At 62.9% G+C, this 9,210-nt stretch carries 8 protein-coding genes and 1 pseudogene; 5 read left to right on the plus strand and 4 right to left on the minus strand.

What is annotated here, in order from left to right; genetic code table 11:
* From HHJ19_RS11465 to HHJ19_RS11485, 5 genes and pseudogenes are all read left to right on the plus strand, one after another.
* Positions 1–491 (plus strand): annotated as a pseudogene (locus HHJ19_RS11465) (NAD(P)/FAD-dependent oxidoreductase); the annotation flags it as partial.
* Positions 488–742: a MoaD/ThiS family protein gene (locus HHJ19_RS11470; protein ID WP_296907384.1), complete on the plus strand. Its 255-nt coding sequence runs from the start codon at positions 488–490 to the stop codon at positions 740–742. The pseudogene HHJ19_RS11465 and the gene HHJ19_RS11470, both read left to right, overlap by 4 nt.
* A gap of 3 nt (positions 743–745) precedes the next feature.
* Positions 746–1,045, plus strand: a complete 300-nt coding sequence (locus tag HHJ19_RS11475; RefSeq protein ID WP_296907389.1) for a hypothetical protein — start codon at positions 746–748, stop codon at positions 1,043–1,045.
* 104 nt (positions 1,046–1,149) lie between these two features.
* The gene (locus HHJ19_RS11480; protein WP_296907392.1) at positions 1,150–2,445 is read left to right on the plus strand and encodes an acetyl-CoA hydrolase/transferase C-terminal domain-containing protein; all 1,296 of its coding nucleotides are present in this window, start codon (positions 1,150–1,152) and stop codon (positions 2,443–2,445) included.
* Positions 2,446–2,649: 204 nt separating this feature from the next.
* Positions 2,650–3,204 (plus strand): hypothetical protein, encoded by a 555-nt coding sequence (locus HHJ19_RS11485; protein WP_296907394.1) that lies wholly within the window; start codon positions 2,650–2,652, stop codon positions 3,202–3,204.
* A 69-nt stretch (positions 3,205–3,273) separates the two neighbouring features.
* Here HHJ19_RS11485 and HHJ19_RS11490 read toward each other — a convergent pair whose 3' ends face one another.
* The 4 genes from HHJ19_RS11490 to HHJ19_RS11505 form a co-directional block, all read right to left on the minus strand.
* A complete protein-coding gene (locus HHJ19_RS11490) occupies positions 3,274–5,967 on the minus strand; it encodes a bifunctional acetate--CoA ligase family protein/GNAT family N-acetyltransferase (RefSeq protein WP_296907398.1) in 2,694 nt (897 codons plus the stop codon).
* 16 nt (positions 5,968–5,983) lie between these two features.
* Complete coding sequence (locus tag HHJ19_RS11495) at positions 5,984–6,910, minus strand: histone deacetylase family protein (RefSeq protein WP_296907401.1); 927 nt, start codon at positions 6,908–6,910, stop codon at positions 5,984–5,986.
* Positions 6,911–7,176: 266 nt separating this feature from the next.
* Positions 7,177–8,361, minus strand: a complete 1,185-nt coding sequence (gene bktB / locus HHJ19_RS11500) for a beta-ketothiolase BktB (RefSeq protein WP_296907404.1) — start codon at positions 8,359–8,361, stop codon at positions 7,177–7,179.
* Between the two features lie 226 nt (positions 8,362–8,587).
* Positions 8,588–9,166, minus strand: a complete 579-nt coding sequence (locus tag HHJ19_RS11505) for an NAD(P)H-dependent oxidoreductase (RefSeq protein WP_296907406.1) — start codon at positions 9,164–9,166, stop codon at positions 8,588–8,590.
* Between the last annotated feature and the right edge of the window lie 44 nt (positions 9,167–9,210).

Here is a 9,210-nt window from a genome sequence, read left to right on the forward strand (position 1 = left end):
CGCCCGGCGACTGTGCCGAGGCCTTCGACAAGGTCAGCGGCACCACCATGGTCAGCGCCATCCAGCCTAACGCGGCCGAGCAAGCGCGGGTGGCCGCGTTCAACATGGTGGGCCAGAGAACCGAGCTGAGGGGCGTGACCCAGATCAACGTGCTCGACACGCTGGGGCTGATCTCGACCAGCTTTGGCAACTGGCAGGGCGTGCCGGGCAGCGGGCAGGCGGATCAGGCCGAGCTGACCGACCGCCAGGCCGATGGCGGCCGGGGTCGTCACCTGAGCCTTCAGTTCAAGGACGATGTGATGGTGGGCTGCAACAGCATCGGCTGGACCGAACATGTGGGCGTGATGCGCGGACTGGTCGAGGGCGCCGTGCATCTGGGTCCCTGGAAGGACAGGCTGAAACGCGACCCGACCCAGCTCATGGAAGCCTACCTCGCCAGTGCCCAGGCGCAGGGCCGGTGGAGCGGCGCAAACGATGAGCGGCGCCGATGAAAATCACTTTCAAGCTGTTTGCCACGCTGACGGATTATTTGCCGGCGTCGGCACGGCGCGGCAACATCATCGAGCTCGACGTCGCCGGGGACGCGTCCATCAGTCAGATCATCGCGCCTTTTGGCCTGCCGCCTCGGCTGGTGCACTTGGTGCTGGTCAACGGCCACTACATCCCGCCCGAGCAGCGCCTGACGCGCATGCTGGCGGAAGGCGATGTGCTGGCGATCTGGCCGCCGATTGCTGGCGGTTGACCCTTGCAATCGCATTACGCCGAAGCTTTCGAGCGCGACATGGGTTGCACCGAAGCCGAGTGGCTCGGCTGGCTGCCGGCGGCGATCGGCGACAGGACCTGGCAACGCGACGGCGCCCACGCCCGCGTAGCCCTTGAGCCGGGCAGCCTTCAAATCAGCTGGCAGCCGGCACCGCCCCGCGTACTCGGACAGGCGCGCATTCCGCGTCTGCTGGTGTGCTTTTCCTTTGACGGGCTGGATGAAGCGCAGCGCTACGTCTTCATGAAGCGCTTTGATCTGTACATGCAGCGGGGTGGAGGCTGATTTTTCGGCGTTCTGGCGCTGCACTTGTTGCGCTGCGTCAGCTTCATGTCTGACCGCCATGCCATCATCAAGGGCGAGTCCGACCCACCGAGAAGAAAGTTGCCGTGCCTTTTGATATTCAGTACCAGCAAAAGCGGCTGTCTGCCGCGGACGCCATTCGTGTCGTGATGAACGGCGACACCATCGTGGTTCCGACCGCCGTGGGTGAGCCGCCGACTCTGCTGGCTGCGCTGTCGGACGCCCGGCGCGACTTCCGGGGCGTGCAGGTGGCGCAGATCCTGCCGGTTCGCAAATACGGCTATTTCGACCCTGAAACGACGGAGCATGTCCGGCATACCGCCTATTTTTTCAGCGGCATTTCACGCGCCGGTGGGCAGGAAGGCTGGACCGACTTCATTCCTGCCCATTTCTCGGAACTGCCCGAGTTGCTCAGGCGCGGGATGATTGCCTCGGACGTGGTGTTTTCCATGGCATCGCCGATGGACGCGTATGGCTATTTCTCGCTCTCGCTGGCGGCGGACTACACGATGGCGGCGTTGAACAGCGCCCGCGCCGTGGTGCTCGAAGTGAACCCCAACGTGCCCTTTGCCAACGGCAACTGTCACATCCATATCTCGCGGATTGCCGCGCTGACCGAAAGCGAGGAGCCGCTGCTCGAAGTCGGTCTGCCCAAGATCGGTCCGGTGCAGGAAGCGATTGGCAAATACGTCGCCGACATGATTCCGGACGGCGCGACGCTGCAAATCGGCTATGGCGGCATCCCGGACGCGGTGGTAATGCAACTGACCGGCAAGCATGACCTGGGCGTGCACACTGAAATGATAGGCGACGGCATCATGACGCTGGTGGAAGCCGGCGTGATAACCAATCGCAAGAAGAATTACCTGCCCGGCAAGATGCTGGCCACTTTTGCCCTTGGCTCGAAAAAGCTCTACCAGTTTCTGCATCGCAACCCGGCGCTGGAGATGCATCCGGTCGATTTCACCAACGACCCCTACCTGGCGGGCCAGAACGACAATCTGCACGCGATCAATGCGACGATGCAGGTTGATTTCATGGGCCAGTGCGGTTCGGAAAGCCTGGGCTTTTCGCCCTACTCGGGAACTGGCGGGCAGACCGACTTTGTGCGCTCGGCCAATCGCTCAAACGGCGGCAAGGCCTTCATCGTGCTGCCATCGACCGCCAAGCACGACACCATTTCGCGCATCGTACCGGTGCTGTCTTCCGGCACCCATGTCAGCACCAGCAAAAACGACATCAACTATGTGGTGACCGAGTTCGGCGTGGCCCAGCTGCGTGGCAAGACCGCCCGTCAGCGCTGCGAAGCCCTGATCGCCATCGCCCATCCCGATTTTCGGGGCGAGCTGCGCGATGCCGCGCTGAGGATGAAGCTGCTGTGAGCTCATAACCCAGGCGTACCGGCCGGTTTTCCTGCCGGACGGCAAGTGTTACAGGCCTTGCGGATGGCGCGCAGTCCGGACCGCGTCCTACAGCCCGGCTTGAACGACTTGGGTAGTGTCGCTAATCCGGCGGCTAATTCGCGCAAGATTGTCATGGCGGAGAAATCGCCTTTTGGGATTGCCGTCTTGATCAGGAGGACTGCCGTGGAATATCTTTTGAAGGGCCTGTTTGGTGAAAAATCGCTTACCAAGGTGGTCGGTCTCTTTCCCGACAAAGGCAAGGCCGATGCGGCTGCGGCGAGCGTACGTAAAGCGCCGGGCATGGTTGCCGGGCAGGCGCGTGTGCTGGGACCGCAGGACGCCAACCTGTCGCGCAGGGAGTTCTTTGGCCGCACCATGGAGCCCGAGCAGCGCGGCATTTTCAAAACCCTGTTGATTAGCCACGGCATCACCGGACTGGCAGGTGCGATCGCGGGCTTGCTTCTGTTTGCCTGGCTTTACCGCAGCGGCCAGCCGATGGTGGCGAGCAGCCCGCTGCTGGCATTCATCGCCATTGTGGGCTTTGCCATCACGTTTGGATTGTTGCTGGGCGGATTGATTGCCCTGCGGCCTGACCATGTGTGGCTGATAGCGGCGGTGCGCAGCGCCTTGAAGGAAAGCCGCTGGGCCGTGATCGTTCATCCGCTGGACGCCAGCCAGACCGATGCCGCCAAGGGGATTCTTCGCGACAGTGGTGCTGAAATACTCAAGAGCCTGTGAGGCCGGGCGCGTAGCGGGTGCGGGAGCTGCCCGCTGCTGGGAAGCCGATCGACGACGCGCGAGGAAAATCTACAAGGTGTGCGTCACCAGCTTGAAGTCCGGGTCTTCGGCAAACGGCTTGACGCTGTAACCCAGGCCTCTCATGAGCTTGAGCATGCCGGGGTTCTTCGCCAGCACCAAGCCTTCGATTTCGGCCAGGCCCTTTTCGCGCGCCACGTCCATGATGCTGAGCATCAGGCGCGAGCCCAGGCCCTTGCCGCTGAAATCGTCGGCCACCACCAGCGCGAATTCGCAGCTGGACTGGTCGGGATTGGTGATGTAGCGTGACACGCCGACAATGCGCTCGGTTTCGATAAAGCCGCCATTCGGCCCCGCTTTGCGTTCCCTGAACACGGCCACCAGCGCCATTTCGCGGTCGTAATCAATCAGCGTAAAGCGCGCCAGCATGGATGGCGGCAGCTCGACGATGGACGATATGAAGCGGAAATAGCGGCTCTCGGGCGAAAGGTGCTGCATCAGTTGCTGCAGCATCTGCGCATCGTCCGGATGGATCGGGCGCACCGTGTACTCGCCGCCGCCGCGCAGCGGCCAGACCTGTTCGAATCGGGCCGGATAGGGCAGTATGGCCAGGTGGCTGTAGTTGTTGGCGCGGCCGTTGCCGGCCTGTGGCGCGTGGGCAATGACGATGCGCGCGTCGACCGCCACGGCGCCCGTTTCGTCAACGATGATGGGGTTGATGTCCATCTCGCGCAGCTGCGGCAGCTCGCAGACCATTTCCGAGACGCGCAACAGCACCTGCTCCAGCGCTTCCATGTTGACGGCGCTGGCGCCGCGCCACTCGCCCAGTGTTTCGGCGACGCGCGAGCGCTCTATCAGGCGGCGCGCCAGAAACTGGTTGAGCGGCGGCAACTCCATGGCGCGGTCGTTGATCAGCTCGATCATGGTGCCGCCGGCGCCGAAAGAGATCACCGGGCCGAAAGGCTCATCGGTGACGAGACCGACGCAGACCTCGCGGCCGCGCCGGGCACGCGCCATGTTCTGCACCGTGACGCCGTTGATGCGGGCGTCAGGCTGCAGCCGCGCCACGTTTTGCACCATGTCGTAATAAGCGTCGCGCACGCCGGTGGCGTTCAGGATGTTGAGCACCACGCCTTCCACGTCTGATTTGTGGCTGATGTCGGGCGATTCGATTTTCAGCGCCACCGGAAAGCCCAGTTGCGTGGCGATCATCATCGCTTCGTTGGCGGTGCGTGCCAGAATGGTCTTGGTGACGGGAATGTGAAAGGCCGAGAGCAGGGTTTTGGACTCCATCTCGGTCAGTACCTGGCGCCGCTCGGCCAGCACGCCTTCGATGATGAGGCGCGCTCCGTCGATGTCGGGTTTGGCCAGGGTTGACAGCGGCGGTGGCGTTTGCTGCAGCAACAGCTGGTTTTGATAGAAGGTGGCAATATTGCCAAATGCACCCACAGCCGCCTCTGGCGTGCGAAAGCTGGGAATCGCCGTTTCGTTGAGAATGGCGCGCGCCGGTAGCACCGTCGCATCGCCCATCCAGCAGGCCAGTAGCGGCTTGCCGATAGCCCTCTTGACATCGGCCAGCGCATGCGCCACGCCGGTTGCATCGGCCCCGGCTTTGGGGGAATAGATGGCCAGCACGCCGTCGATCTGGCGGTCCTTGCCGGCCGCCTCGATGGCGATCCGGTAGTGTTCGGGCGTGGCCTCTTCGGACAGGTCAATCAGGTCCGCCAGCGAGGCCTGCGTCGGCAGCAACGGCCTCAAAGCGATGACTGATTCGGGCGAGAGCTTGCCAAGCTGCAGGAAAATTTCATTGACCCAGTCTGCAGCCAGGACGCCGGGACCGCCACCGTTAGTGACAATGGCCAGCCGCTTGCCGACCGGGCGATAGCGCGACGCCAGGCACTTTGCCGCCGAAAACAGCGCCACGAATGAGCGCACGCGCACAGCGCCGGCGCGGCGCAGGGCGGCGTCAAACACGTCGTCGCTACCGACGATGGCGCCGCTGTGGGTTTGCGCCGCTTCGTTGCCGGCCGGTTTACGACCCGCTTTGAGCACGACCACCGGCTTGGCGTTGGCGGCTGAACGGAGCGCGCTCATGAAGCGGCGCGCGTTGGAGATACCTTCAAGATAGACGACGATGCTGTGGGTTTGCGGGTCGTTGGCGAGAAAATCGAGCACTTGAGCAATGTCGACACCGGTATTGGGACCGAGTGAGACGACCGAGGAGAAGCCGACGCCATTGGTGCTGGCCCAGTCGAGAACCGAGGAGGTCAGCGCGCCTGATTGCGACACCAGTGCCAGCGAACCCGCCCTGGCCAGCGGGCCGGCCGCACTGGCGTTGAGCTGCAGCTGGGGACGCTGCAGGCCGAGGCCGTTTGGCCCTAGCAGGTAGATGTTTTCCCGACGTGCAATTTTCTTCAGTTCGGCGGCCCGATCTGCCGCGATGCCACTGGCGATGATCAGCGCCGAGCGACAGGCCATGCGGCCCGCGATCTCCAGCGCAGCCGACAGATCTTGCGTGGGCAGTGCAATGATGGCAAGGTCGAACCCGGTTTGTGCCAGATCGGCCAGTGTGCCGGTGGTGTTGTGGATGTCGACAAATGCCAGGCGGCCGCTGTAGCGCTGGGCGGCAAGGGCTTCGTGCAGTGCCTTGGCCTGCGGCGTCTGCGTGGCAGGATCGTCGGCCTGGCCAGCGAAAACCACGATCGATTGAGGGGCGAAAAGCGGGGTGAGGTAGTGTTTGTCCATAGGTCTTTTGAAGTCGTCAGTCAGCGCCGATCAATACCTTGACGTGGGCGGCCACGCTGCGCGCCAGCGGGCTCAGCACGTATCCACCCTCCAGGCAGGAGATGACACGGCCCCTGCAGTGGCGCCTGGCCACTGACATAAGTTGTTGCGTGATCCATTCGTAATCGGCCTCAACCAAGCCAAGGTTTCCCATGTCGTCCTCGCGGTGGCCGTCAAAACCGGCAGAAATGTAGATCAGTTCGGGCTGGAAGGCATCCAGCGCTGGAAGCCACTGGCTGGTTACAGCCTCGCGAAACCGCTCGCTGCCCGAGCGGGGTGGCAGGCCGACGTTGATCATGTTGGGCCCGGAGACGTTGTCCCCGCTGAAGGGGTAGATGCCCTGCTCGAAGACGGAACACATGAGCACCCGCTCGTCCCCCCGGAAGATGTCCTCGCTGCCGTTGCCATGGTGCACGTCGAAATCAACCAGTGCCACGCGCTGCAAGCCGTGCACCGAGAGGGCGTGACGTATGCCGACGGCGACATTGTTGAAAAAGCAGAAGCCCATTGCCGCGGCCCGCTCCGCATGGTGGCCGGGCGGGCGCACACAGCAAAAGGCCGTGGGTGCCTCGCCCGACAGCACGAGATCTGTGGCCAGCACCGCAGCGCCGGCCGCGCGCAACGCGGCCTTCACGGTGAAGGGGTTCATGTCGGTGTCCGGATCTACCTTGTGGTAACCCTCGGCTGGCGAGGCGGCCATCAGTTCGCTGACGTAGAGCGACGAGTGTGCGCGGGCGAGCTGCTCTGGCGTGGCCAGTGGCGCGTCGTAGGGATGCATGTAGTCAAGCAGGCCTTTGACCAGCAGCAGGTCATTGATGGCGCCCAGCCGCTCCGGACATTCGGGGTGGTGGGCGCCCATTTCGTGCCGTGCGCAATCGGCGTGGGTAATGTAGGCGGGCAGCAAGGTTGTCTCCCTGGGAATCAGCTCAGACGAACTCCAGCAAGATAGCCTCGACAGTCTAGCCCGGCTTTACCGAACAGTATTGATGTAAAGCAATTGTTACCGGCAATAAGCAGGGAAAGCATGAATGCCAAGCGGGGCTTGAGCCGCAGCCAGCGGTGTCAAGGCGTCAGCGCGCCAGTCTTAGCCGAAAAAAAGCGCCTCCGACCGGGGTGGAGCGGGCGAGAGGCGCTAATCAATCGCGCAGTTCTGGAAAATGCTTCTTTATCTCAGATGCGCTCGAAAATGGCCGCAATCCCCTGGCCGCCGCCGATGCACATTGTGACCAGCGCGTAGCGGCCCTGGATACGCTGCAGCTCGTACACGGCCTTGACGGTGAGCAATGCGCCGGTGGCGCCAATCGGGTGGCCCAGTGAAATGCCCGAGCCGTTCGGGTTGACCTTGGCGGGATCAAAGCCCAGATCACGGCTGACGGCGCAGGCCTGCGCAGCGAAGGCTTCGTTGGCCTCGATCACGTCCAGGTCCTTCACACTCAGGCCGGCTTTTTTCAGCGCCAGCTCGGTAGCGGGCACCGGGCCTATGCCCATGTATTTCGGATCGACGCCGGCGTGCGCGTAGGCCACCAGGCGGGCCAGTGGTTTGAGGCCGCGTGCCTTGGCAACGCCGGCTTCCATCAGCACCACGGCGGCGGCTGCGTCGTTGATACCCGAGGCATTACCGGCTGTGACGGTGCCGTTTTCCTTGATGAACACCGGCTTGAGCTTGGCCAGGTCGGCCAGCGTGCAGTTGGGCCTGAAATGTTCGTCGGTGTCGTAGGCGGTTTCGCCCTTGCGGCTTTTCAGCATCACAGGAACGATCTGTTCCTTGAAATAGCCGGCTTCAATGGCGTGCTGGGCGCGGTTGTGGCTTTGCACCGCCAGCGCGTCCTGTTCTTCGCGACTGATACCCCATTTGGCGGCGATATTTTCGGCCGTCACGCCCATGTGAATGGTCTGAAAGGGGTCATGGAGCGCGCCGACCACCATGTCGACCATCTTGGTGTCGCCCATCCGGGCGCCCCAGCGCATGTTCAGGCTCGCGTAGGGCGCGCGGCTCATGTTTTCAGCGCCGCCGCCGATAGCGATGTCGGTGTCGCCCAACAAAATGCTCTGGCTCGCCGAGATGATGGCCTGCAGGCCGGAGCCGCACAGGCGGTTGACGTTGAAAGCGGGTGTGCCCTCGGCGCAGCCGCCGTTGATGGCTGCTACGCGCGACAAATACATGTCCTTCGGTTCGGTGTTCACGACATGGCCGAACACCACGTGGCCGACATCCTTGCCGTCGACAGCGGCACGCGCCAGCGATTCTCGAACCACCAGCGCGGCCAGTTCGGTCGGCGGCGTGTCTTTCAGGCTGCCGCCGAAAGTTCCAATGGCGGTGCGCACACCGCTGACAACAACGACTTCACGGGTCATGGGGATCTCCTGGATTTAAGAATGGACAGATTCCAGTGTGCCCCTGTTTTCCTTCCAGCGGCTGACACAAGGCTTGATGCAGGTCAACATGGTACGCCACTTGCGAAGCGGGCGCGGGCCCATCGACTTTCGCTATTTTTCGACGAAAACAGCGTCACGTCCAATGAATACGGCTATTGCTAGCTATCAATTAAGGAGTTAGCAAAACCCGGTAGCGATTGCCATGTCACTGCGCCAGGCGCTGGGCGGCAAACATTACCTGGTCAATTACCTCTTGTACTTTCTGGCGCTGAGCGTCATCGAGCAGCTGGCCCTGCGCGTCAAACGCCTCGCTGGCATGGGCCAGTGCGAAGTTGCGCGGGGCGACCCAGCACTGCACGTTGAGCAGCAGCGGCGCGAGGTGGCTTTGCGAGCGCAGGCCGCCCAGCGCACCAGGCGAGGCACTCAGGATACCGACCACCTTGCCGCGCGAGAACTTGAATTCGTCGGTCCAGGCCGGGTCCAACTTGACCGGGCTGGAAGCCCAGTCGATGGTGTTTTTGAGCAGGGCGGAATAGCTCGCGTTGTACTCGGGTGAGCAGATAATCCAGGCCGGATGCTCGAACATCAGCTGCTTGAGCTTCATCACGTCGGGCGGCGTGCCGCGGGCCTCGAGGTCGGCGTTGTACATCGGGATGTCAAATTCGGCCAGCTCGATATGCGTGACTTCTGCGCCGCTGGCGCGCGCCAGCCCGGCCGTGACGGCGGCCAGTTTGCGGTTGAAGGAGTTCAGGCGGTTGCTTCCGGCGAAGATCAGGAGTTTCATGCCCTTATTGTGGCTTGGAAGTGATATTCAGCACCGGCCGCCCA

Source organism: Polaromonas sp. (assembly GCF_012927415.1).
In the GTDB taxonomy this organism is placed as follows: domain Bacteria; phylum Pseudomonadota; class Gammaproteobacteria; order Burkholderiales; family Burkholderiaceae_C; genus Polaromonas.

Bases quoted from the DNA above. Each gene is read 5' to 3' on its own strand.
- HHJ19_RS11470 (WP_296907384.1), top strand. From the start codon at position 488: ATGAAAATCACTTTCAAGCTGTTTGCCACGCTGACGGATTATTTGCCG.
- HHJ19_RS11490 (WP_296907398.1), bottom strand. From the start codon at position 5,967: ATGGACAAACACTACCTCACCCCGCTTTTCGCCCCTCAATCGATCGTG.
- bktB (WP_296907404.1), bottom strand. From the start codon at position 8,361: ATGACCCGTGAAGTCGTTGTTGTCAGCGGTGTGCGCACCGCCATTGGA.
- HHJ19_RS11505 (WP_296907406.1), bottom strand. From the start codon at position 9,166: ATGAAACTCCTGATCTTCGCCGGAAGCAACCGCCTGAACTCCTTCAAC.